Source organism: Luteitalea sp. (assembly GCA_009377605.1).
Classification (GTDB): domain Bacteria; phylum Acidobacteriota; class Vicinamibacteria; order Vicinamibacterales; family Vicinamibacteraceae; genus WHTT01.
The window spans coordinates 1-23,197 of record WHTT01000013.1 but is presented as its reverse complement, the minus strand read 5'-3'; the positions used below and the strand labels follow the sequence as shown (position 1 = coordinate 23,197).

Genomic DNA, 23,197 nt, shown 5'->3' with positions numbered 1-23,197 from the left:
TCGAGCGCCGGGGCTGGAACGCCGAACCCTTCCGTCAAGCCCTTACTCTGAAGCATCGAAGGACACCTCCGGCGTTGAACCTTGCACGTACGTTGAACCTCGAACCTTGAACCTCGAACCTCGAACCTTTATGTGGGCTGCAACGCGTGATCGCCGCGAACCGGCTGGCCGGACCAGGCAAGCTGGGAGGTCCAGGGCTGCGGCGGTGCCGTCCAGAACTCGTCGGATGGAGGCAGGCCAAGCGGCAGGAACGCCGTGGCACACAGGTACAGACTGCCCGTGGACATATACGTCTCGCCGATCTCCGGCTGGTGCCCGCAGAGACCAATCGTGAGCCAGCCGTCGTCATCGAACGTCCCGGGCGCTTCGAGCGTGCGCCGAATGACAGCCGTGAGCGCGGTGCGCGCCTGCGCGGGCGGCATCGGCCACGGGAGCTCGCGCCTGAGCGCCATTTGCGCCAAGAGCTGGAATGCGCCACAGCGGTATGCGATCGAGCGTCCGATGGCCGGAAACGACCCATCGGCCGCGATCAGCCGCTCGAGGACGCCGGCGTACCGGCGGGCGCGACGGAGCACCGGCTCGCGAAACGGCAGCCATTGGCTACTTTCCTTGCCACACGATGCGAGGATGTCGATGAGCATCGGCTGAATGACGTAGCTGTTGTAGTAGTCCCACTTGAAGTTGGGACCGTCACTGTACAGCCCATCCCCGACGTACCACTGCTCGTGCTGGCGGAGCGCGTAGTCGACGCGCATCCGGTCCCAATCCGCACCCATTCTGCACAGCGCTGCCTCGAGCGTCGCGGAGAACAACAGCCAGTTGTTGAACCCGGGCAGGTGCACGCGGGCGGCGCCCAACGCCGCCACGAGTCGCTCGCGCGTCGCCGTATCGAGCCCGTCGTTCAGCGCGCGTGGGGCGCGTAGCGTGGCGTGCGCGAGAAAGGCAGCATCGACCAGCGCCTGGCCACCGTTGGTGAAATCGAGGGCGTCCGGCGACGCCGGATCGGTGCCGACGGCAATCGCTCGGCGCGCCAGCTCTGCGTACTTCCCACGCAACCGTCCTTCTTCACTGCCATCGTCTCCCAGCTCAATCCAGGGTGCGAGACCGGCGAGAAGACGTCCCACGGCTTCCAGGTGGGTGAAGAGCCGGCGCTCGTCGACGGTCTCCGGCGCTGCCTCGACCGGCATGCGCTCTTTCAGCCGCCCCTCCGCGAGGTTGGTGAGCACCGGATCCGCCAGCCGCGTGAGGAGCTCGATCCAGCGCTGTCGATCCGCGGCGCCGCTCGCAGATGTCGCACTGGAGCTGTATCTGGGAACGTCGCGTCGACCGTCGACGCGAAACGCCGGAGTGTCGTCGATCTCGCGGGGGAAGCCGGCAACGCCGGCCAGGCCGCCTGCCCACCCGAGGAATGCGCGTCGATCCATCCCTCGCATTGTGCCCAACGGGAGGACTGCGGTAAAGGGGGGTGCGGAATGCAGACGAAGAGAAGAAGGGGAACGTGTGTCGCTTCGCTGATGAAGGACGGGCGGCTCAATCTGACACGATTGTCGCCTATGCGGCAAACTTGCGACGTAATTGTTGTAATGATCCTGTGATGCCTCTCGCCGCGCTCGCAGGAGATCTCCACATTTTTGCGGCTAATCATTGGAAATCCGACCAGAAACAGCTCGTCGAGCTAACCTGGCCAACGTCTTGCTGGGATTCTACGGGTTGTCTCGGCAGGCGTCTGCCGTCATCGAACCTGAGAGGAACAACACGCGATGAAACTGATCACTGCCATCATCAAGCCCCACATGCTGGACGACGTCCGCGACGCGCTGCACGGCGTGGGTGTCGAGGGGCTCACCGTCACCGAGGTCAAGGGCTTCGGCCGCCAAAAGGGACACACCGAGATCTACCGGGGCGCCGAGTACTCCGTCGCCTTCGTCCCGAAGACCAAAGTGGAGATCGTCGCCGCAGACGAGCGCGTGGAGCAGATTGTCGACGCGATCACCACAGCGGCACGGACGGGAACCATTGGTGACGGGAAGATCTTCATCTGCAACGTGGAGCAAGCCGTGCGCATCCGGACCGGTGAGGCAGGGACCGAGGCCCTCTGAAGGACGCCTTCCATGAGTGGTCGCGCGATTTCATTACCAGGCGAAAGAGAGCGAGGACAGGGAGTCATGATGCACACCGATCGACGACAGATTTCGGACCGGCGTCGGCCGCGTTTAGCGTTGGCCTTGCTCGGCATGGGTATGGTGTTTGCCATCCCTGGCGCCGCATGGGCGCAGGAAGCGGCGGAGGCGGCCGAGACAGTGTGGACGACCGACGTGGCGGTCGACACGCTGTGGGTCCTCGTCGCCGGATTCCTGGTGTTCTTCATGAACACCGGATTCGGCTGCGTGGAGGCCGGATTCTGTCGGGCCAAGAACGCCGTCAACATCCTGGCCAAGAACTTCGTGGTGTTCGGCATCTCGTCCATCGCGTTCTGGCTCGTCGGCTGGTCGCTCATGTTCGGCGATGGCACGTCCTGGTTCGGCACGTCCGGATGGATGCTGCTGGGTGCGGACAACAGCCCCGTGACCGGCGACGCGTACCAGGGCGTCTATTCGTCCATCAATTGGACCGGTGTGCCGCTGTTTGCGAAATTCTTCTTCCAGCTCGTCTTCGCCGGGACCGCGGCCACGATCGTCTCGGGCTGCGTCGCTGAGCGGATCCACTACCGAGCCTTCATGATCTTCGCGTTCGTCCTCGTGGCCATCGGCTATCCGGTGACCGGCCACTGGATCTGGGGCGGCGGCTGGCTCGCCGAGCTCGGCATGTGGGACTTCGCCGGGTCGACGGTCGTGCACTCGGTCGGCGGCTGGGCCGGGCTCGCCGGTATTCTGCTGCTCGGCCCGCGAATCGGGAAGTACCGGGACGGCCGCGTGCACCCGATTCCAGGGCACAGTATGGCGCTCGCGTTCCTGGGCGGCATGATCCTCTGGCTCGGATGGTTCGGGTTCAATCCAGGCAGCACGATGGGCATCTCAGGCGAAGGTGCCGCTGCGGTCTCACACATCGTGGTCACCACCAACATCGCGTGCGCGGCCGGTCTGCTGGCGGCCACCATCACCGCGTGGGCGGTGCTCGGCAAGCCGGACTTCAGCATGACGATCAACGGCGCGCTGGCCGGACTGGTTGCCATCACGGCACCGTGCGCGTTCGTCTCGGTCGGGGCGTCGCTCATCATCGGGCTGATCGCCGGCGTGCTCGTGGTTCTGAGCGTGATGGGCTTCGACAAGGCTCGGATTGACGACCCGGTCGGCGCGCTGTCGGTCCACTTGACCAACGGGGTGTGGGGCACGCTCGCGGTCGGGCTGTTTGCCACCACGGCGGCGCCTGGCGGCATCGACCGCAATGGCCTGTTCACCGGCGGCGGTTTCGGTTTGCTCGGGAGCCAAATCGTCGGCGTGGTGGCCGTTGGAGTCTTCACCCTGGCACTCTCGCTCGTGGTCTGGGGAGTGCTGAAAGCGCTGGGCGGGATCCGCGTGGATCCTCAGGGCGAAATGCAAGGCCTCGACGTCACCGAGATGGGGATGGAGGCCTACCCGGGCGATTCGATTGCCCACGTCTAGGCAGGAATCAGGATCCGTACGTAGCGAGGGGTCCCTTCGACAAGCTCAGGGCCCCTCGCCCGCTACGTACGAGAATACAATGCAAGGCGTCACGCGCTCCGGCCCGATTCCTAGTTCCCGTGAACGTCCAAGCCTCAGAAACTGACCTCCCGCTCGTCCGGGCGCTCGAAGCCGCCCGCGCGGCCGTGTCCGCTGAGATCGCCGTTGCGCGCGGTGGAATCGACGCAATCGGCCGGTATACCAACGACATCGATCAGATTGTTCGTCGTCTGTACTCGACCGCGCGCCGGCATACCGACACGCCACTCGCCCTGGTGGCTCTGGGCGGTTATGGACGCAGGCAGCTCTGCCTCCACTCCGATATCGACATCTTGGTGCTGGTCGACGGTCCGATCCGCGACGCCGAAGCGCGATTCGTGAGGGCGTTGCTCCACCCGCTCTGGGACCTGCAGTTGCAGGTGGGCCACCAGGTTCGTGAGCTCGCAGAGCTGCAGCAGGTCGACCACGACAATCCCGAGTTCTTGCTGGCGCTGCTCGACGCGAGGCTGCTCGACGGCGACAAGGCCGTCTACGAGACCTTCGCGCGACTCTGCCTCGAGGACAGCTCCCCGTGGCGGACGCCGGCCAGCCAGATGCTCCGCTCGCTCATCGATCGGCGGCACACACGCTTCAACGGGACCATTTATCAGCTCGAGCCCGACGTCAAGGAGGCGCCCGGCGCGTTGCGCGACGTCACGGCCATTCGCGCGCTCGGTCCAATGGATGCGGCCCGGGCGGACGATGGCAATCGTCTCGACGAGGCGGAGGATTTCCTGTTCCGCATTCGATCGATCTTGCATCTGGAGCGCGGCCGCAACGCGAACGTCCTGGATGCGGCCCTGCAGGAACGGGTGGCCGCACTGTTCGGCTGTCCGGGTGCCGAGCCGCACCACCAGGTCGAAGCGCTCATGAGCGCTTACTTCTACCACGCGCGCCTCGTCTTCCGGGCGCTGGAGGCGGCCGTGCAAGCCGCCGCGCCGCGTCCAGTCGAGCGTGCCAGGTCGGGCTTGCCTCGCCGAAGCGAAGCGAAGGCGGGCGAAAACCTCGAGCTGGTTGCGTCCGGCGTTCGGTTCGTCGACATGGCGCGCGCCTCCCTCCAGCCGCAGACCTGGCCCGGCGCGTTTCGTGTCGCGCTCGAGCGCGGTTGTCCGGTCTCGCCAGAGGCGCTTCTCTGCATCGAGCGCCATGTCGGCCGATACAGCGCCGAACAGTTCCTCCCTACCGACGCCGAGTGTGACGCGTTCCTTCTGTTCCTGCGTCCCCACACCGGCCTGTACGACCGGCTCTCCGAGATGCACGACTGCGGGCTGCTCGGCCAGATGTTCCCGGAGTTCCGCAAGGTGTACTGCCGTGTCATTCGTGATTTCTTCCACAAGTACACGGTCGACGAGCACACGCTCCTCACGATTCGCGGCCTCGAGCGCCTGAGCACGCGGCCGCCCGTCAGGTGGCGGCGGTTTGCCGCACTCCTTCAGGAGCTCGAGGAGCCAGAGGTGCTGGTCTTCGCCCTCGTGTTCCACGACGTGGGCAAATGGACCGACGGCGGGCACGCCGGCGAGAGTGTGCGGCTCGTGCAGGGTCCCCTCGCGCGGTTTCAGGTGGCACCGGACATCGCCGACACGGTGCAGTTCCTCATCGCCAACCATCTGGAAATGTCTGCGGTGGCGTTTCGGCGGGATATCGAAGACCCGCAAGTGGTCAAGCGTTTCGCGAATCTGGTGGGGACAGAGCTGAATCTCAAGCTGCTCTGCCTCATGACCTTGGTCGACATCGACGCGGTGGGCCCCGACGTCCTCACGCCATGGCAAGAGGATCTGCTCTGGCGGCTGTACGTCGACACGTACAACTACCTGACGCTCGCTTACGGCGAGGAGATCATTCGGGCAACCGACAACAACCTGGAAGAGCTCGCCAGGGGGCTCCCTGACGTGTCCGAGGCCACGCTCGAGAGATTCCTCGACGGGCTGCCCCGTCGATACTTACGTCTGGTCGCCCCGCCTACGATCTGCGAGCACGTGCGGCTCTCGCAAAACATCCAACCGGAGGAAGTCCACTGCGCGTTGACGCGCAAGCACGACGGGGGCCGTGGCCGCGACATCTGGCACCTGACCGTCGTCTCGCTCAACAAGCCGCTGCTCTTCTCCAACATCTGCGGCGTGCTGTCGTACTTCGGCATGGACATCCTGCGGGGGCAGGCCATGACCAACCGGCACGGACTCGTGCTCGACCTCTTCGAGTTCGTGGACGGCGACGACTTCCTCCGCCTGAACGCCGCCGCGGACCGCGAGCTCATTCGCGTGCTGCAGGAGGCTGTCGCCGGCCGGCTCGATGTCGCGTCCAGGCTCCGTGGCAAGGCGCGCGGCCTTCTCGGCCGGCATCGTCCACGGCGGATCAAACCGGTGGTCCATTTCGACGAGCAGTACTCCCAGCGCCACACGATTCTCGAAATCGTGGCCGATAACGCCTGGGGACTCCTCTTCCGCGTCAGCCGCGTCGTCTCTCGTCACGGCTGCGACATCGACCTGGTGCTCATCTCGACCGAGGGCCGGCGCGCGATTGACGTCTTTCACATTACCCGCGAAGGACGCAAGCTGACTGGAGATGTGCAGCGGCCGTTGCGCGCTGAGCTTCTCGAAGTCCTGGCCGGCGCGCGCGACGCGACGAGTGACGAGTGCCGAGCCGGCGCAGCGTGGCACTACGGCTAACGTTGGGGTTCCGGCGAAGCTCCGATGCGCTCGCCGCTAGCCCCCACCTACGGATGTGCCCTCACTCGTCACTGAATTCGTGGTTCTAGCCTTCCACGATCATGTGCGGCTTGGGCGCCGACTTGAACCGGAGTGCGTCGATGCCGTGCTTGCGCACCTTGTAGGCCACAATCCGCTCGGTCGAGTCGAGAAGCCGGGCCGCGCGGGCGATGTTCCCGCGGGCAGACTTGAGGGCATCGAGGATCAGATCCCGCTCGAGGGACGACACTGCCTCATCGAGCGAGACGCGCGGCAGCGTCCCTGAGACCTCCGCGGTCTGCAAGCTGGGCGGCAGGTCATGGGCATGAAGGGCGCCACCGGTGGACACGAGCACGGCCCGCTCGACGACGTTCTCCAGCTCGCGCACGTTGCCCGGCCAGTGATAGCTCATGAGCATGTCGATCGCGGTGGTCGCGATGCGGCGCACTTCCTTGGCGTGAACACGCGCATACTTCTCGACGAAGTGATCCGCCAGCAGCAGGATGTCCGATTTGCGCTCGCGAAGCGGCGGCGCGAAGAGCGAGAACACGTTGAGGCGATAGTAGAGATCCTCACGAAACGTGCGCTCGCGAATGGCCGCCTCGAGATCACTGTTGGTCGCCGCAATCAAGCGCACGTTGATCTTGATCGATTGGGTGCCGCCCAGCCGCTCGAACTCCCGCTCTTGCAGCACGCGCAGCAGCTTGACTTGCGTGCTGGGACTCAGCTCCCCGATCTCGTCGAGGAACACCGTGCCGCCGTTGGCGATTTCGAAGCGGCCTTTCTTCATGGTACGCGCGTCGGTGAACGCCCCAGGCTCGTAGCCGAAGAGCTCGGACTCGACCAGCCCCTCGGGCAAGGCGCCGCAGTTCACCTTCACGAACGGCTTGCTGGAGCGCGGCGAGTTGTAATGGAGCGCGTGGGCAATGAGCTCCTTGCCGGTGCCCGACTCGCCCCGGATGAGCACGGTGGTGTTGGTCGGCGCCACCTGCGCCATCTGTTCGTACAAGCCCTGCATCGGCCGGCTATTGCCAATGACGTTGCGGAAGTCGTACTTTTCCCGCAGCTCTTGCCTGAGCTGCGTGTTCTCCTGGAGCAGCCGCTGCCGCTCCGCCGAGAGCAGGCTCTGCACGCGCACCGCCTGGCCCAGCATGCCGGCCACGACCAGCAGCAGCTGGACCTCGCGGTCGAGGCGCGTGTCGGCCCGATACGGGAGGAGAACACCGAGCGCCCCCACGACGCGCCCGTCGCCCGGAATCGGCACCGAGATGAAGGATGCCTCGCGCGGCCCGACGCGCTTGGTCATCCCCGTGCGGTTCAGGAAGAGCGGCTCCTTGCTCACGCGGGGCACGACGACTGGCTTAGCGCTCTGGACGACGCGGCCCGTGATGCCCTCGCCCAGCTTGTACCGCACTCGCTGGGCCGTTTGCCAGGCGACGCCAGTAGCCGCCGCGATGCGAAGCTCGTCGCGATCCGTCTCGCGGAGCATCACGTTCGCGCTCGTGGCGCCCAAGGCATCCTCCAGGTGTTCGAGAACTCGCCCGAAAGCGCCCTTCAGTGTCGTCGTTGTCCCAAGGGTGCGACTCAGCTCCAGGAGAACTTCGAGGTCGCTCGTCTCACGCGTGACCTTCAACGAGAGCATGATGCAGGATACTACAGAATTGCGGTTGCTAACAAGCCTACATACATAATTGTCGCCATTTTTGAGAAGCCGACAATCATGTCCATGGGAGCTGGCGGGCCCGGGTCATCCACGGGAAATGTCGACAGGTGTCGGCCCATGAGGCGATTTCAACAGAATAGTTGCCATAGAGAGGCTTTCGGGCCATAAATGTCCCGGAGTCGTCTCCGCCGGGCCGTGGTAGGGTCAAGAGGATGGAAGGAACACCGATAATGTCAGTCCGAGTGGGTGCAACCGTCCTCGCGGGGTGGGTAAGCGTAGTCGGCTGCGGCAGCGCCGCACAGCCGAGTCCAGACAACGCGCCAGCCGAGCAGCCCAACGGGTCACCAGCGCGCGACGCCAGCGCGACGCGGGATGCCAAGACCGCGGTCGCTGTGGTCGACGGCTCCGCGATTACGCAGGCGGAGCTGGACGGCGCTATCGGCATGCAGCTCTCAGAAATCGAGGAGCGCCTGTACGACCTGCGCAAGGATCGACTCGAAGACCTGATTGCCGAGCGGCTCATCGCCGCTGAAGCCAAACGTCGCGGGATGACCGTCGAGGTGCTGGAGCAGCAGGAGATCGCTGCCGGAGTGACGCCGCCATCCGACAGCGAGGTTGCGGCCGTCTTCGAGCGCTACAAAAATCAGGCGCAGGGGAATCCCGAACGGCTGAAGACCTTCATCCGAGACCAGGTCCACGAGCAGAAGCGCGACGAGCGGCGGCGCGCATACGTGAGCACGCTCGAGAAGGCAGCCAGCGTCGACCGTCGTCTGACCCCACCTGCTCCGCGACGCACGTCTCTGGAGGTTGACGAGGCGCCTGTGAGAGGCGACGTTTCCGCACCCGTCACGGTCATCGAGTTCACAGACTTCCACTGCCCGTACTGCCGGCGGGTGCAGCCGACGCTCATGGAGCTCCTCGCGAAGTACAAAGGCAAAGTGCGCCTGGTCTTTCGGCACTTTCCGATCGACCAGCTCCACCCGACGGCTCGGAAGGCATCCGAGGCGGCGTGGTGCGCGCAGCAGCAGGGCAAGTTCTGGGAGTACCACGACGGGCTCTTCGAGGCGGGCAACGACGCCAGCCCCGCAGCGCTCGAGAAGGTCGCCAGTAAGATTGGCTTGGACGAGGCCAAGTTCAAGACGTGTACGGCGGGCGCCGAAGCGCCTGCAGGCGTTAACAGCGACCTCGAAGAGGCGCAACGGCTTGGGTTGACCGGGACACCAACCTTCTTCATCAACGGCCGGCCGCTCGTCGGCGGGCTCCCGCTCGACGCATTCAGCGAGATCATCGACGAAGAGCTCGGGAGTAACGCTGAGCAGGTGACACGGTGACAGCCACCCAATCACTTCGCCAGCGGCCGGCGGCGCCTGCGTGAGGTGCCTTCGGCAAAGCGCGCTCGCTCGAACAGCTGCCGCAGTGTCTCACCCTCGAAGCGCGCGACAATCGCCTTGAGCATTCGCATCTGAGCTCTCACCGCGGGTCGGCGCTTGGCGACCTGCTCGGCGAACTCACCAAATCGCTCGATCGTTGCCTTGTCGAGCGTCGCGTCGAGCAGATCGAGATTCGTGCGGTGCTTCAGCCACGGTTCCACGAGCCGTACCGCGAGGCCGAAGCCCTCCTCGTCTTCGGTCAACACCTGGCCGACTTCTGCTGCCGCCTTCGTGATGAAGCGGTCCAAGCGCTTGCCGAACACCGTGGCGCCCGCGAGCTGTAAGCGTAGCCGGCGCAACTGCCGCTCTTTCGACGCCAGGATCTCCGAACGCGCGGACAGCGGCCCTGAGACCTCGGATGCGCTGAAGATCGCTCCCAGAACGGCCCGGGCCGCGCAGGTGCAGACCGTGGTCAGGTTCAGCGCGCCGAACACGGCGTTGATGTCGTTGGCAATGGTAATCGGCGTGCCGTCGCTGGCCTGGCCGCCGGCGAACAGCAGCCCGACGACCGGGAGCGTGCCGTCGACCTCGCCCGTCTGGTGATTGAAGATGAGCGAGCCGGAGTCGCCTGCGGCGCTGAAGGCGTTCCCGTCGGTCGAGGAGATGATGAAGCTATTGGCGATCTGACCCAGCCGCGTCCGATTTCGATAGGTGATATTGATGGTAACGTTGACGCTCGTCACCCGCCCATTCGTCGTCAGGAGGGTCGTCCGGCCTCGTTTCTGGAGGCGCATGCCGAGCCCTGGCGCTTGCACCTCGTAGACGGCCGGCGCAATGTCGATCACATTGTCCGTTCGGTCTGGGGTGACGGTGCCAATGGCGGCGTCCACCACCGACACCGGCGCCACGGCGGTAGGCGTGTTGACCACCGTTGAAACGGTCACGTCGCGCTTGAGCGATCCAATCACATCGGCTGGCAGGGTACCGCCATCCAGTCGGCCAGGTTGCACCACGCGGCGCAGTGTCGGCTCGGTGTCGAGGTTGGAAATGACGTGGTTGTTGGTCAGCAGGACGATGGTGTCGTCGCTCTGATCGCAAGCCCACCCGCCGAGCGTGCCCGCCGAGACGCTCATCTCCGGCCCGATGCTGCAGCCGCCGGGGACCGGGCGATAGCGCGTGGTGTCCTGGAGTGCCTCCGGAATGCCAATCTCGACCACGTCGGTCCGTACGGCTTCCCCTTCACGGCCCTCGACGGTCCGTGACACGAGGTCGTCAGCGGCAAGCGCCGATTCTGGAAGCTTGCGCTGCACGAACACCTGGACGCACAGGTCTCGCGTCTGTCTGCCACCGCGGACCTTGTACCCCGTGCCGACGCCCACGACGTTCGACATGCCGAGCAGCCGCGGCGTGTGCTGCTCTTGGGCAAACGCAGTTCGACTGATTCGATCCGTTGAGGCCACGGCCCACTCCTTGGTTACCTATCGTCTGTCGGGGGCAGGCTCGAGGAGCCCTCGGGCGTATCCATCGCTTGAATCTCGACTCGATCCGTCCCCACGAGGGCCTCTACGACCTCCTTGACCTTGGTAACGTCGGTGCTCGGCCGCACGAACACGCAAATGACGATGTCACTGGTGGTGCCCTGCTTGAGGCCGAGACCCGTGCCGGTCACCCCGGGAACGGCGTGCAGCTGCTCGCGGCAGCGCTCCAGAAGTTCCTGGAGCTGGGTCATTTCGCGTTCTCCTCGACTCCAGCTTACTCCTGCGACGTCGCGATTGGTCTACTCCGCGACGTCTAGGCAGATCACTGTACGCCGAGCTCCGTGCGACCCAGCTGCCGTTCGGATACTCCTGCCATGGGCTTGCGTACAAGAACACGATTATCTATCTGGCTGGCGGCCGGGCGCCGTACTTCGGTTTTGGACAGGGCAGCGCGGCCGTGGCGTTCCAACAGCGCAACGGCGCCACTGCTTGGCAAGATCTCTCATTTACCAATGCACACTCGTCGCCCCTGTTGATCAACGTTGACGGCCAGCCTCAAGCTGTGGCGCTTCTCGCGGACGAGGTGATTGGCTTCAGCCCGGAGACCGGCGAGCTGCTCTGGAGTCACCCCCACCCAACACAAAACGGCCTCGCCGTTTCAACGCCCGTCTGGACCGACGGCAACCTTCTGTTCGTTTCATCGGCCTACAGCGGGGGCGCGCGCGTCTTGCGGCTCGCACGGAGCGGCGGCGAGACCACCGTCACCGAGTTGTGGCACAACCCCCGCATCCAGCTTCATTTCGGTAATGCGATTACCGAGAGCGGCTACGCATTCTTGTCGAGCGGTTTCTCGGGGCCGGCATTCATGACGGCCGTGCAGCTCGAGACAGGGCGCATCGTCTGGCAAAGGCGCGGCTTCGCAAAAGCGCAGTTGCTTCATGCGGACGGCAAGCTCATCATCCTCGACGAAGATGGCGTGCTCGCGCTCGCACGCGCCACGCCGCAGCGCTTTCAAGTGTTGTCGCGCGTCTCGCTCTTGAAGCGCATATCGTGGACGCCGCCTACGTTGGTCGCCACGCGGCTCTATCTCCGCGACAGGGCCACGATCATGGCACTCGAGCTCGGCGCGCCGGCAGCGAACAAGGCACAGCCACGTTGACAATGTTTGCGCCAACGCAAGGGACCCGCGTCAGCCCTTCAAGGTATCGGCGGCCGGAGCTGGCGTGACCGCTGGGAAGGTGATCCGATCGTAGACGTCGATCAGACGTAGAGAGCATTCAATCGACGCAATCGACACTGTGCCCGCGAGGTCGTTCACAGCGAGGTACACCCACGATTCATCAGGTTGCCGCTCGTAGTGCTCGATGAGCGGCTGACTCTGGCCGATCGGCACGTAGTCTCGCAACGTTTCGATCTGGCGGTACCGCAGGAACTTCTCCCCGCGATCATAGGCTTCCGTGGAGGGAGACAGGATCTCGATGATGACCGTGGGATTGATCAGAATGTCGCGACGCTCGTCGTGAACGCGGGGGTCACCGCAAACAAGAGATACGTCCGGATACGCGTACAGACCCTCCGTCGCCGTGCGGACCTTCATGTTTGGAGACAGGACCCGGCACGGTTTACCCTCCAACTGCACGCCGAGCCGTATCATGACGTTCGCGTTGATTGCGCTGTGTTCCAGGCTTTCGCCGGCCAACGCATAGATCTGCCCGTCAAGGTACTCGTGGCGACATTCGGCCTGGCGCTCGAACGCGAGATACTCCGCAACGCTGGAGAACGACGTCGCCTGCGGGAGAGGCATGCCTCTAGTCTAGCCGAGATGCCCGCGCTGCCGAAACGGTACCTGCAGTCGACGCACATGACTAGGATTCGTGTCGCGCATCTTGACACGAGTCGACTCAATCAACGCGCCCCGGGCGAGCTCGGTACACAGCTTGCCCGCGTGGATCCCGTCGTAGCCCTTGCACAGCGCTGAGGCGATCGTACGGAGGAGCGCTATCGGTGTGCGTCTTCGAGCTCGTCGCGGTACACGTCATCGACGGAGAGTCGAGCCGCGACCGCGGCAAGAGCAACTTCCTGCCGTTGTCTCGCTTCGATCGTGACCCACGCCGTTTGCTCGCGCCGATGCAGCGTGAGACAGGGCTCGCAGTGCGAGACGATGAGGATTTCTCGAACGCTCAGGAGATGCTGGTAGTGGCGCAGCTTCTCGCCCCGGTCGTACTCCTCTGTCGACTTGCTAGTGATCTCCACCAGGAGCACTGGATTCACAACCGCGAGCGCGTCGTCTGTTGCCCGCTGTGTGCGTCCGCAGACGACGGCGATATCCGGATAGGTCGCAAGGCCCGTGGCTGGAATACGGACCCGCAGATCTGATGTGAATGCGCGGCAGCCCGGCGGCGGCTGGGGGCGTAGCAGGCCAATGATCGTCGCCGCCAGAGCGGCATGGTCCGGCGACCCGCCTGCCATGGCGTAGATCTCGCCGTCCAGATACTCGTGGCGAATAAAGCTCTCTGCCTCGAGGGCGAGGTACTGCTCATACGTGTAGTGGAGTCGCCGCCCTGTGCTGGACATCTTCCGTGATTCTAGCATCCCATGAGCGCCCCGCTCTGCCCTCGAATCGAAACACCTCCCGGACGGTTGAAGACCTGCATCGAGAGGCGGCGACACTAACCGAGAATGCCAACGAAGTTCTCCGGTGAGATGGTGTAACCAGGGAAGATGTGGCTCGGGTCACGGATACCGAGATGGCGGACAACAGTCTCACCAAACACGTCGCGGAAGTCCGTGGTGATCGCGAGATCACGTCCTTCGAACCGCTGCTCGGGCGCCAAGCCGGGCCACTTGCCGTAGACTTTGCCACCGCGGACATTCCCACCGAGCGCGAGCATCACGTTCCCGTGGCCGTGGTCCGTTCCACGGCTGCCATTCTCGTTGACCGTTCGTCCAAACTCCGACATCGTCAGGATGACAACATCCTGGAGTCGCGAGCCGAGATCTCGAGCAAACGCCGCGACGCCGGAGGAGAAGTCGTTCAGGCGTGTTGCGAGCTGGCCGACGTCCCCGCCCTGGCTGAAGTGCGTGTCCCAGCCGCCCATCTCGGCAAACGCAATCTCCAATCCAACGTTTGCCTTGATGAGCTGTGCAACCTGTGTGAGCGCCCGTCCGAACGGGGAGCGGGGATACCGCGCACGGTTCTCCGGCTGATAGCGCTTCCCGCCTACTGTACGGAGCATCTTGATGGCTTCGAACGCTTCGCCGCCGGTCTTGCCGAGCGCTTCGTCCGCAGCCGCCGCGTACTGCTCTTCGAACGAAGCCTGCATACCAGCCGCGGCGCGCAGGTCGAATCTCTTGATCTGCGTCATGGCAATCGCGGGCGCCGTACCCTGAAGGCTCCGCGGCAATTGCGGCGTCAACGACACGGCACGAAGCGGTGTCTGCTCCTCGACACGTCGAGCCTGCAAGTAGCGATTGAGCCAACCGTCCTGTGTGCTCTTGGCTCCGGGGGTTGCCGTCTCCATGAAGTCCTGGGCGTCGAAGTGTGAGCGCGTGGCATTCGGTGAGCCGCACGCATGCACAATGGCGAGCTGCCCCTGTTGGTACCACGGATGCAGCGGCGCCATGCGCGGGTGGAAGCCAAAGAACTCGTCGAGATCGAGCGCGCCACCCTCGCCACGCGGCTGCCGAATGGCGATCGTCGGCCGCGCCGCGTAGTACGCGTTGTCACCAAAGGGCACCACCATGTTCAAGCCGTCGACCGCGCCCCGCTGAAAGATCGCGACGAGCACGCGCTGGCGCCGTGTTTCTGCCGACGCCGTCCTGGCAAGAAACGAGGGCGCAAAACCAAGGCTGACCAGCGCCAAGGCTCCGTTCTTGAGGAAGATTCTGCGAGTCTGCATGGTCCTGACTCCACATTCGATTCCTGATGCGCCCGACCTAAAGGTCGGGCCTACATGCCCATTCCTGATTCCCGATCCTGATTCCTGATCACTTGCGCTGAAACTCTGGTGATCCGAGCGTCAGCGCCGTGACCTGCGCGACGTTCTTGCCCTTGGCAGTCGTGGCGCGCGTCTCCGATGAGGCGTCGTTCAGCAACAACGAGGTGAGCAATCGCTCGTGCGCGGCCGCTGGATCGTTGCCGAGGAGCGGCGCGAGCGAAACGGTCACGCCAGGGAGCCGATTGTTGGCGAGCGCGAGCGCAAAGTTCATACGAGCCAAGAGCGCGCCGGAGCTCGTCCAACTGCTCGCGAGGTCGATGTAGCCCGTCGGTGGCTGCGCACCGTAGAGTGGCATCCCAAGCTGCCGCACGGTTCGGACGAGCACTTCGCCTTCCTCGATACGCGCATCGGTTGCACGCAACGCGCTGACCACGAACTCGAACGGCGACTTCACCTTCGCCCGATGGGCCTGGGCGTCCAAGAACTCTGGCGCCGTGACAATCGTGCGAACCACCTCGCGAATGTCGCCGTCGGTCTCGCGGAAGCGCTCGGCTGCGCGCTCGACGACCGCCTCTGGCGGGTCGTCTGCCACGAAACGCCGCGCGAGCTTGGTCGCGATGAAGGTGGCGGTCGAGGGGTGTCGAGCCAGCAGATCCAGCACCTCCTCTCCGTCTCGCTCGCCGCCGGCATCGATCTCGTGGCCGAGGACCCGCTTCGCTGCCGGCTCGTGCATGCCAGGATTGAAGATGGCCTCACCCCCTTGCTTTGGCGGGCGGATGGTCCACCCAGTGAAGCACTTCGCCACCTCAATGACGTCCTGCTGCGTGTAGCCGCCTTCTACGCCGAGCGTGTGCAGCTCCATGAGCTCACGCGCGTAATTCTCGTTTAGACCAGGCTTGGTCTTCGGCTGTTGTTGCGCGCGCTTCGGCTCGACGGTGGATGCCGCCGGCGTGGGCGGAGTCGTCGGTAGGCGTCGTGCCACTCTGCCCGGCGGTTGTCGCCACACCGGTGCGCGACCACGCGGACGCACGACGCCTGCAGATCGGCGGCTCGGTCGACGAGGCCCGGGCGCGTTTGGACCAACGCTTCGCCAGTTGTCCAGATAGCGGAGCATGGCGGGGCTGTGCGCCACGGTACCAAGGAGATCCCGAAACTTGCCAAGCGCGTGCGGTCGGATCACGTCGCGTTCGTACTCGGTGACATAGGTGTAGGTGTTGCCTCCGCCAAAGACGTTGAAGTGATTGAACCAGAAGTCCACGAGGACTTCCTCCAGCTGCCGCTCACTGTAGGTCGCACGCAGGACCTTCTGCTGCGCGAGCTCTTGGCCGACCAGCGCACGCTTGTGTATTGCCGCTTTCAGCTCGTCTCGCCTCTCAGGTGACCGCTTGTCGACGACGGTCTCGCGTTCACCCTGCGAGTCATCCATGGCCGGATCCGCAACCTGCCCGTTCTCATTACGGCCGGTCATCGCAGACGCCTGGCTCGCATCGGGAGGCACCCCTTCGCTCGGTCGCTCGGCTTCATCCATGGGCGCCGTTCCCCGGTCGCTGTCCTCGGACTGTCGCCGAGCGGCCGCTCGTCGAAGCTGCTTGACGGGCTCATCGTACTCTTGCGTGAGCACTTGCGTGCTGAGCTTCAAGGTTTCAAACGACGCAAGCTTTGCCTCGAGCGCCTCATTTTCGCGGATGCGCTCGGGATGTAGCTGCTCATCGATGTACTTCTCCAGCCCCAAGCGCCGCACGCGCTCCAAGTCGTTGCTCGATGGACCGAAGCCAAGGCGGTTCAAGACGTGGACAATCGTTCGATCGTCCGCGTCGCTCGGTATGGCCGACGATGTTCGGTCGGCGACGAGGACCGAGCTGCTGGCAATCGACAGCAGCACCGCCGCCGCCGCGCCACCGATGGTCGAGCGGTCGAGCTGGCGAAGTTTCGACTCACGGTGGATCTGATGCACGGGCAGCCTCCACCTAGTACGACCCGAGTACTGCGGTTTGAGTTTAAGGATCCCGTTGCGGCCCACGCTGCTCCAACCGCTGCCGTTCCCGGGCTCGTGCGATGAGCTCGAGCTTGCGCCGCTCGATCTGCTGCTCGATGACGCGGAAGCGGGCGCGTTGGGCGACGTCCAGGACCTCGTCCAGCCGCCGGTACGCACGGCTGAGCGCGGTGTGCGCGGTGGCGTCATGATCCTGCAAGGCCTCGAGCGCCCCGTTCAGCGCCTGCTCGGTTGCGGGCGGGGTCTGTTTCGACAGGTGGTTGAGTTGCTGCAGGAGCCGCGCACGCCGCTGGACGCTCGCGCGCCGCACGCGCTGGAGCTCGCGCAAGCGCACGGCGAACGTCCCGTATTGATCGTCGCTCAGCCTGAGGGCCTCCTGCGCCTTCATCAGCGTGTATGCATCGAATAGGCGCTGCAGCTCGCCTGGCGACAGATTTTGCGGGTCTTTTGGCAACGCCCGCTGCGGCGCTCGGGCGGCTCCTTGCGCCGGCTGCGCGCACACACGCGCCGGGACCACCGCATACGCCATGATCACCAACAGAGCCGCGCCTGCTAGTCGACGTGTCGACGACATCGTTAGTGCTAGGTCCCTGTCGTCGGTTCCGGACCATGCGCAATGGCTTCATCCAGCAACCGCACGAGCTCTCGCTGCTCATCAGGGGTCAAGCCCAGAACCGCTCGTTCTGCCGCGCCCGGAGCGATCTCCACGTCTAGGCCCTCGACGTCGAGTGCGCCCTGCTGATCGGCAAGGCTCCACACGAGCTCCCAGGCCACGTCCGGTGATATGGGCTCGATCCGCTCCGGCGCAGATAGCGATTCACGCTCGACGAGCCGCGGCACCGTGCTCGCGGGCACTGAGGAGCGCGAAGCGGCGAGCCACCACAAGCCGGCTGCCATGACTGCGACGAGCGCCATTGCGAGCGGCAGGAATCGGCGCCCGACAGTCCCCCACCAACCTGCGCCATCGTCCACGCGATTCGGTTGCGGCTCGCGATCGACGGCTCCGCGAATTTGCGCGCTGAGGTGCTGCCAAAAGAGCGGTGATGGCTCCGGCATCTCGACGGCCCGTACATTGGTCGCGACGCGTCGGAGCGCGTGGCTCTCCGCTCGGCATCGAGCACACTCGTCGACGTGGGCAGCGCGCTCGGCCGCAAGCAGGCCCTCGGCGAGGTCGACGAGCTCGGTACGGGACAGATGTCTCATCGTAAGTCCTTGCCCTCCAGCTGCCGTCTGATGTTGTTGAGGGCGTGAAAGAGGTTGGCCTTGGACGCCCCAACCGAGTTGCCAAGGATACGTGCGATCTCCTCGTGCGGCAGGTCGCGATAGAGGCGCAAGATGAGCGTTGCCCGCTGTACCCGCGGCAACCTCGCAATGGCGGCGCGAACGAGCCGAGCGCGCTCAGCGGAGGCCACGCCCTCGTCCGGAGCCGGCGCATCTTCGTCTACGCGCGTCTCTGGCTCGATGGGCTCATGGGCTCGACGCCGTGAGGCGAGATGATTGAGGGACCTGTTCACGGCAATCCGATGCAGCCACGTGCTGACCCCCGCGTTGCCCCGGAATCGGCGAATCCCTCGATACGCGCGCACGAAGACGTCCTGCGTCAAATCACGTGCGTCTTCCTGATTCCCGACAAAGCGGTAACAGACTGCGTAGACCAAGCGCTGGTGGCGCTCGACGAGCTCATCGAAGGCGTGACAGTCGCCCTCGCCGGCGGCGGCAACCAACCGACGCTCGTCTGCTGCAGGAGGAGCCGAGGAAGCGGGCGATGAGGCAGAGCTAGGCGTCACGTCGCGCATCTCACGCCTAGTACTCTCGCCCATCCGCGGCAGCGCTGCGAAGGGCACGCGCCCGGCGTAGCTCAGCATGCCGACTCTCGTCTCCCACTCACCCAGCGTCTCCACTTGGATTAGACCGGCCGGGACCGCCGCAGGTTGAAAGGGCGGTGCGTGGATGGTCCGAGCCCTCTCCCATTTTCCGATTACACTAGTGGGCTGTGTAGGCCCTTGACCCAAGGAGATTCATTCATGCGTCGCGCGCGCGCTGTTGTCGGGTTCTTGGTGGTGGTCCTCTACGTGATTCCCGTCGCTGCCGACCCGACACCATTTCTCGGTCGGTGGAACCTGACGAGCGTTGATCACGAGCCGACCTACGTCTATTGGCTCGAGGTCAGGGAGGAGGGCGGTGCGCTCACGGGCACGCTCCTCAACCGTGGCGGAAGCCCACTTCCTCTGCCGGCGATCTCAGTGGAGGGTGAAGAGCTGGTCTTTCGCGCGGCGAGCCCGGCGGATCGACCGTCGCCGGAGTTTCGCGCCCGCATCGAGGGTGACGAGCTCGTCGGCACCGTTACCGAGGGCGATCGCACCATCAAGTGGCTGGGTCGGCGCCCTCCGACATGGGGTGACGCCGATGCAAATGCCGACCACGCCTTCGGTACGCCGGTGGAGCTCTTCGATGGCCGATCGCTCGATGCTTGGGAGGTGCAAGACAAGGAGCAGCCTTCAGGATGGTCGGTTGTCGATGACGCCATGACCAACCAGGCCAAGGCGAACAACTTGGTTTCGAAGCAGAAGTTCACAGACTTCAAGATCCAGGCGGAGTACAAGCTCGAGCCTGAGAGCAACAGCGGGATCTACCTGCGTGGTCGGTACGAGCTCCAGGTGCTCGATGACCATGGCAAGCCGATCGCTGAGGGCGGCCACATGGCTATCTACGCATGGGAGCCGCCGCGCGTCAACGCGAGCAAGCCGGCTGGCGAGTGGCAGACGATGGAGGCGACGCTCGTGGGCAATCGTGTCACGGTCACGCTCAATGGCCAGACCGTCCATGACAACGTGGCGATCCAGGCGATCACGGGCGGTGCGCTGGACGCCAACGAGTCCATGGCCGGCCCCATCATGTTACAGGGGGACCACGGCAAGGTGTGGTTTCGTCGGGTGACGGTGACACCCATCATGGGCGCGGGCTAGTGGCTATATCTGATACAGCCCACTAGCCCTTCACGTAAGCCGATGTACTGCTCCACAGTCGCAAGCGTTGCTGACTGACCGTCCGTCGGTCGGCGCTCCATCGTCTGCCCTCCGGTCGCCTGGTCAGAACTGGAACACGAACCGGAAATTCGGTGCGGCGTCTGTCCCGCCTGTCAGCACCGTCGTGTTCGTGCCAATCGTCTGCTGCAGCACATGGCCACGCGCGTGGCGGTAACGGCCAGCGCCGCCAATGACGGCACGGTGCGCCAGCTCGACACCGCCTTCGAGCCCAGACGACACCAGCGTGTCCGCCGGTGTGGGCTCGTCGGCCGTGATGATGCCGAGTAAGTACTCTTGTGTCGTGATGACGTGCGGCAGCGGTCGATCCGGATGAAAGATGAACCAGCCGCGACAGAACCAGTGGCCTATCGCGTCGGCAGATGTGGGGTCCCAATCTGGCCCATCGGGAATCGTCCTCGCCCGATAGATGTTCCCCTCGACAAAGAAGCTGGCGCCGCGCATGTCCTCGTCGGACAGGGCAGCGTCGAAGAATGGCGCGAACGTGTAACCGAGACACGCGACGTCGAGCACGACATGCCCAGGCCAGCGCCACGTCTGTGGCTTCGATCGCGCGTCCGCCTGTGTCCCCCAAAGCGCGCCAAGCGCCCCGACGACGCCGGTGCGTGCCAATAGTTGTCGACGGCCGAGTGATGTGTCAGTCATGCGGAACCCTCCCTAGCCACTGATTGATACCACCTCAGTACTCGCCTGAATAGCTACATGAAAGGGGAGGAGTCCCCTGGATCCGTGCCGAAGCACGCCGCAGCAGCCAGCCCCGAGTCGACTTTCCTCGTGCAGATCCGTCAGTGAGCGAATATCTTGGCAGCGATGCAAGGCGCGATGTTGACGGTTGCTGACATCGAAACCCGATTGCGCGCGGCGGCAAGCGTGCTCCCAGGCCGGCAGGCTCAGATGGTCATGGAGCCGAGGCCGCGTGGTGAGACGCATCCACCCAGCCAGGAGCGCGTCGATGGACGGACATCCGGCTCACGCCGTGCGGCGGCGCTCCTGCTGGTGTACCCAGAGCCTGTCGAGGCCCATGTGCTTCTGACAGTGCGCGCGATGACGTTGCCCCAACACGCCGGTCAAGTGTCATTGCCCGGCGGCGCAGTCGCCGATGGAGAGACGGCCCAGGCAGGCGCGCTGCGCGAGGCCTATGAGGAAGTCGGCGTCGATCCCTCGCAGCTGCAGGTCGTCGCCCCGCTCTCGACGGTGCACATCACCGTCAGCCGGTTTCGCGTCGAGCCGTTCGTCGCGGTGGCTGACACCCCGCTGACGTTCCGCCCTGATCCGCGGGAGGTTGGTCGCCTGTTGGAAGTCCCGGTCAGCGAGTTGCTCGACCCCGCGCGCGTCCACGTGACACACTGGTTGCTTCACGGTCGCGACTGCGACATCCCGTACTTCGACCTTGGCGGCGAGATCGTCTGGGGCGCGACCGCGATGATCCTCGCGGAGTTCGTCCAGCTGTTGAAGAAGTGATCCGAGGTCTGGGTGAAGGCGTGTCTACGTTGGGCTGAGGTCAGAGGTGTCGATAGCTCGCGGCGGATCGATTCGTTCGCAAACCAAGCTTGGGGAGAACCCATGATCCTGCGCGCCTCCCCTGGGGCCCTGATGGGCGCGTTCGCCGAACGCGCCGTAACAGAGGGCGCCTCGGCGAGCGTCCCTGCCGCAATGGTAGGGCATGCTCGCCGAACGCACGGTCCCTAGTGCTCTCCCCAAGCTCTTGTCGTGGCGCGCTTCTTAGATCAAGGGCAGCGCCGGCAGGGTCACGGCGAAGCCAAGGCTAGCCGAAACGGTTCCGAGCAGCGGGACTCCAATAGCAGCAATCAATTCGAACATTGTCGATTCTCCTTGTTACAGACTGCGATGAGAAACGGACCCAAGCATGCAGGCCAGTTTCCAGGTCTGGAGGAGCATAGAAAATCACTTCTGGAGCCGTCAAGCACAGCAATGTCAGTCATTAGTGGGTATTAGATAAGTCCTGTAGGGTCTTTCCCTCTCGTCAACATCGCGTCGTCGGTTCGACGAGCGATCGTTCACACAAGCCGAGAGCCGTGCCAATAACAGCTACTAGCAAGTCTGTATCTAACTATTAATATGGACGTTAAATAGTATAACTAATGCTCAGTTACTATATATGGCAACGCTCCGATCTGTCGGAGGCAGGGAGGCCGGCGTCTGAGGGTATTGCCTCACGTCCCCAGCGCCTGTAACGTCATCATCAAAAAAATCATCGCGCGCATTCGGGTGACGCTGAACGACGGCGGTCAGCGTGCCGACGAGGAGTCGCCGCGCGCCATCAATCTGCGCAAAAAGGTTTGACAACGTTGCTACTCCAGAGGTAGGGTCCGCGTTCCCACCGTTCAGCCTGTAATCTCTGAGGTGTTGGTCCACGTTCGCGCTTCGCTTCGGCGGACACGCCTGCGTTTCGCGCGCGACGCGCGCAAACACTGACGCTCGAGCGAGCGGTCGCTCTTTGCGCGCTAATACCCTACTCCACTAGGTTAACTTGAGGAACGGCGGCGACACGTCGTATGCTCTCCTCGGGATATGCGCGCCGAGATTGTTCGTTCACCGTAGGGCGCGCTTGCCGAAGGTGCCGTTCTGGCGTTCCGCAGCGCATTCTCATGACGCGCGATCGAAGTCTCCTTTCGAGCCGAACGAAGACAGCCTGAAGATGATTTCTCCCCGTGTATGTCACCAGCACTCTGCGAAAGCAAGGCTGCGCGCCTGGTCAGCGTTGGTACGGGAGTGGCACGCCGCTCTCTCCCAAGTGCCGATCTCGATCATGAGAACGACGGTCGCGGCGATCCTGCTGTTTGCCCTCGCCGCTGGTGGATGTAGCGACTCGTCGATCAACGTCACGGCTCCCAGCGAGACGAGGTGCGGCGTGTCGGTGGCCGATGCGCAGACGACGTTCGGACCGGATGGTGGAAGCGGACAGCTGCGCGTCACCACGTCGCGCGACTGCGCATGGTCCGCAGCAGCAGGTGCCGACTGGATCACGCTCGGCGCGCCCACCAGTGGCCAAGGTAATGCAACCGTCCAGTACGGCATTGCTGAGAACGCGGCGCCTGCACCGCGGCAGGGCGCGATTGAGGTGAGCGGCGAGCAGATCGAGATCAGTCAGGAAGGCGCGCCGGAAACGCCGGAGCCGCCTTCCCAACCTGAGCCGCCCGAGCCCGATCCACCGACGCCCGAGCCGGAGCCACCGACGCCGTCCCCCGAGCCGCCGCCAGGCTGCAGCTACGCCCTCCAACCAGCGAGTCGGACCGTCGGTGCCGCACGAACCTCCGAAGCCGTGGCGGTGAGAACTGACACCGCCTGCAGCTGGACAGCGACCAGTCGCGCGGGCTGGATCGCCG

Annotated in this window: 19 protein-coding genes; 8 read left to right on the top strand and 11 right to left on the bottom strand. The window is 64.4% G+C overall.

What is annotated here, in order from left to right; genetic code table 11:
- Nucleotides 1-128 precede the first annotated feature (128 nt).
- A complete protein-coding gene (locus GEV06_06235) occupies nucleotides 129-1,424 on the bottom strand; it encodes a DUF2264 domain-containing protein (protein MPZ17494.1) in 1,296 nt (431 codons plus the stop codon).
- A gap of 336 nt (nucleotides 1,425-1,760) precedes the next feature.
- Here GEV06_06235 and GEV06_06230 point away from each other — a divergent pair, with 336 nt between their 5' ends.
- The 3 genes from GEV06_06230 (at nucleotide 1,761) to GEV06_06220 (ending at nucleotide 6,346) form a co-directional block, all read left to right on the top strand.
- Nucleotides 1,761-2,099, top strand: coding sequence for a DUF3240 domain-containing protein (locus GEV06_06230; GenBank protein ID MPZ17493.1), 339 nt, complete (start codon nucleotides 1,761-1,763; stop codon nucleotides 2,097-2,099).
- A gap of 12 nt (nucleotides 2,100-2,111) precedes the next feature.
- Nucleotides 2,112-3,602 carry an ammonium transporter gene (gene amt / locus GEV06_06225; protein MPZ17492.1) on the top strand — a complete coding sequence of 497 codons (1,491 nt, stop codon included), beginning with the start codon at nucleotides 2,112-2,114 and terminating at the stop codon, nucleotides 3,600-3,602.
- A 119-nt stretch (nucleotides 3,603-3,721) separates the two neighbouring features.
- Nucleotides 3,722-6,346 (top strand): hypothetical protein, encoded by a 2,625-nt coding sequence (locus GEV06_06220; GenBank protein MPZ17491.1) that lies wholly within the window; start codon nucleotides 3,722-3,724, stop codon nucleotides 6,344-6,346.
- Between the two features lie 85 nt (nucleotides 6,347-6,431).
- Here GEV06_06220 and GEV06_06215 read toward each other — a convergent pair whose 3' ends face one another.
- The gene (locus tag GEV06_06215; protein MPZ17490.1) at nucleotides 6,432-8,006 is read right to left on the bottom strand and encodes a GAF domain-containing protein; all 1,575 of its coding nucleotides are present in this window, start codon (nucleotides 8,004-8,006) and stop codon (nucleotides 6,432-6,434) included.
- Nucleotides 8,007-8,239: 233 nt separating this feature from the next.
- Here GEV06_06215 and GEV06_06210 point away from each other — a divergent pair, with 233 nt between their 5' ends.
- On the top strand, nucleotides 8,240-9,358 hold the full coding sequence (locus GEV06_06210; protein MPZ17489.1) for a thioredoxin domain-containing protein: 1,119 nt from the start codon (nucleotides 8,240-8,242) through the stop codon (nucleotides 9,356-9,358).
- A gap of 11 nt (nucleotides 9,359-9,369) precedes the next feature.
- On the opposite strand, the gene GEV06_06205 is transcribed toward GEV06_06210, so the two are convergent.
- Together GEV06_06205 and GEV06_06200 are read right to left on the bottom strand one after the other, a co-directional pair.
- On the bottom strand, nucleotides 9,370-10,857 hold the full coding sequence (locus GEV06_06205; GenBank protein MPZ17488.1) for a hypothetical protein: 1,488 nt from the start codon (nucleotides 10,855-10,857) through the stop codon (nucleotides 9,370-9,372).
- A gap of 14 nt (nucleotides 10,858-10,871) precedes the next feature.
- Nucleotides 10,872-11,126, bottom strand: a complete 255-nt coding sequence (locus GEV06_06200; protein MPZ17487.1) for a hypothetical protein — start codon at nucleotides 11,124-11,126, stop codon at nucleotides 10,872-10,874.
- A 29-nt stretch (nucleotides 11,127-11,155) separates the two neighbouring features.
- Here GEV06_06200 and GEV06_06195 point away from each other — a divergent pair, with 29 nt between their 5' ends.
- A complete protein-coding gene (locus GEV06_06195) occupies nucleotides 11,156-12,034 on the top strand; it encodes a PQQ-binding-like beta-propeller repeat protein (GenBank protein MPZ17486.1) in 879 nt (292 codons plus the stop codon).
- A 30-nt stretch (nucleotides 12,035-12,064) separates the two neighbouring features.
- Here the strand turns inward: GEV06_06195 and GEV06_06190 are convergent, their stop codons facing one another.
- From GEV06_06190 to GEV06_06165, 6 genes are all read right to left on the bottom strand, one after another.
- On the bottom strand, nucleotides 12,065-12,679 hold the full coding sequence (locus GEV06_06190) for a Uma2 family endonuclease (protein ID MPZ17485.1): 615 nt from the start codon (nucleotides 12,677-12,679) through the stop codon (nucleotides 12,065-12,067).
- Nucleotides 12,680-12,873: 194 nt separating this feature from the next.
- Nucleotides 12,874-13,449 carry a Uma2 family endonuclease gene (locus GEV06_06185; protein MPZ17484.1) on the bottom strand — a complete coding sequence of 192 codons (576 nt, stop codon included), beginning with the start codon at nucleotides 13,447-13,449 and terminating at the stop codon, nucleotides 12,874-12,876.
- Nucleotides 13,450-13,544: 95 nt separating this feature from the next.
- Entirely contained in the window at nucleotides 13,545-14,774 is a 1,230-nt protein-coding gene (locus GEV06_06180; GenBank protein ID MPZ17483.1) for a DUF1501 domain-containing protein, read from the bottom strand.
- 88 nt (nucleotides 14,775-14,862) lie between these two features.
- Nucleotides 14,863-16,995, bottom strand: coding sequence for a DUF1800 family protein (locus GEV06_06175; protein MPZ17482.1), 2,133 nt, complete (start codon nucleotides 16,993-16,995; stop codon nucleotides 14,863-14,865).
- Nucleotides 16,996-17,388: 393 nt separating this feature from the next.
- On the bottom strand, nucleotides 17,389-18,009 hold the full coding sequence (locus GEV06_06170; protein MPZ17481.1) for a hypothetical protein: 621 nt from the start codon (nucleotides 18,007-18,009) through the stop codon (nucleotides 17,389-17,391).
- A complete protein-coding gene (locus GEV06_06165) occupies nucleotides 18,006-18,602 on the bottom strand; it encodes a sigma-70 family RNA polymerase sigma factor (GenBank protein ID MPZ17480.1) in 597 nt (198 codons plus the stop codon). Before GEV06_06165 ends, GEV06_06170 begins: the two co-directional genes overlap by 4 nt.
- A gap of 228 nt (nucleotides 18,603-18,830) precedes the next feature.
- Here GEV06_06165 and GEV06_06160 point away from each other — a divergent pair, with 228 nt between their 5' ends.
- Nucleotides 18,831-19,772: a DUF1080 domain-containing protein gene (locus tag GEV06_06160; protein MPZ17479.1), complete on the top strand. Its 942-nt coding sequence runs from the start codon at nucleotides 18,831-18,833 to the stop codon at nucleotides 19,770-19,772.
- A gap of 123 nt (nucleotides 19,773-19,895) precedes the next feature.
- Here GEV06_06160 and GEV06_06155 read toward each other — a convergent pair whose 3' ends face one another.
- Nucleotides 19,896-20,495: a hypothetical protein gene (locus GEV06_06155; protein ID MPZ17478.1), complete on the bottom strand. Its 600-nt coding sequence runs from the start codon at nucleotides 20,493-20,495 to the stop codon at nucleotides 19,896-19,898.
- A 156-nt stretch (nucleotides 20,496-20,651) separates the two neighbouring features.
- Between GEV06_06155 and GEV06_06150 the strand changes: the two genes are divergently transcribed.
- Together GEV06_06150 and GEV06_06145 are read left to right on the top strand one after the other, a co-directional pair.
- Nucleotides 20,652-21,311, top strand: coding sequence for an NUDIX domain-containing protein (locus GEV06_06150; protein ID MPZ17477.1), 660 nt, complete (start codon nucleotides 20,652-20,654; stop codon nucleotides 21,309-21,311).
- 1,309 nt (nucleotides 21,312-22,620) lie between these two features.
- Nucleotides 22,621-23,197 (top strand): hypothetical protein (locus GEV06_06145; protein MPZ17476.1); only part of this gene is annotated, 577 nt, incomplete at its 3' end.

What these genes read in the sequence shown, in the direction of transcription:
- GEV06_06235 (MPZ17494.1), bottom strand. Translation starts at nt 1,424, where the DNA reads ATGGATCGACGCGCATTCCTCGGGTGGGCAGGCGGCCTGGCCGGCGTT.
- GEV06_06230 (MPZ17493.1), top strand. Translation starts at nt 1,761, where the DNA reads ATGAAACTGATCACTGCCATCATCAAGCCCCACATGCTGGACGACGTC.
- amt (MPZ17492.1), top strand. Translation starts at nt 2,112, where the DNA reads ATGAGTGGTCGCGCGATTTCATTACCAGGCGAAAGAGAGCGAGGACAG.
- GEV06_06215 (MPZ17490.1), bottom strand. Translation starts at nt 8,006, where the DNA reads ATGCTCTCGTTGAAGGTCACGCGTGAGACGAGCGACCTCGAAGTTCTC.
- GEV06_06210 (MPZ17489.1), top strand. Translation starts at nt 8,240, where the DNA reads ATGGAAGGAACACCGATAATGTCAGTCCGAGTGGGTGCAACCGTCCTC.
- GEV06_06200 (MPZ17487.1), bottom strand. Translation starts at nt 11,126, where the DNA reads ATGACCCAGCTCCAGGAACTTCTGGAGCGCTGCCGCGAGCAGCTGCAC.
- GEV06_06190 (MPZ17485.1), bottom strand. Translation starts at nt 12,679, where the DNA reads ATGCCTCTCCCGCAGGCGACGTCGTTCTCCAGCGTTGCGGAGTATCTC.
- GEV06_06185 (MPZ17484.1), bottom strand. Translation starts at nt 13,449, where the DNA reads ATGTCCAGCACAGGGCGGCGACTCCACTACACGTATGAGCAGTACCTC.
- GEV06_06180 (MPZ17483.1), bottom strand. Translation starts at nt 14,774, where the DNA reads ATGCAGACTCGCAGAATCTTCCTCAAGAACGGAGCCTTGGCGCTGGTC.
- GEV06_06175 (MPZ17482.1), bottom strand. Translation starts at nt 16,995, where the DNA reads ATGACGCCACCGCGCACACCGCGCTCAGCCGTGCGTACCGGCGGCTGG.
- GEV06_06170 (MPZ17481.1), bottom strand. Translation starts at nt 18,009, where the DNA reads ATGAGACATCTGTCCCGTACCGAGCTCGTCGACCTCGCCGAGGGCCTG.
- GEV06_06165 (MPZ17480.1), bottom strand. Translation starts at nt 18,602, where the DNA reads ATGCGCGACGTGACGCCTAGCTCTGCCTCATCGCCCGCTTCCTCGGCT.
- GEV06_06160 (MPZ17479.1), top strand. Translation starts at nt 18,831, where the DNA reads ATGCGTCGCGCGCGCGCTGTTGTCGGGTTCTTGGTGGTGGTCCTCTAC.
- GEV06_06155 (MPZ17478.1), bottom strand. Translation starts at nt 20,495, where the DNA reads ATGACTGACACATCACTCGGCCGTCGACAACTATTGGCACGCACCGGC.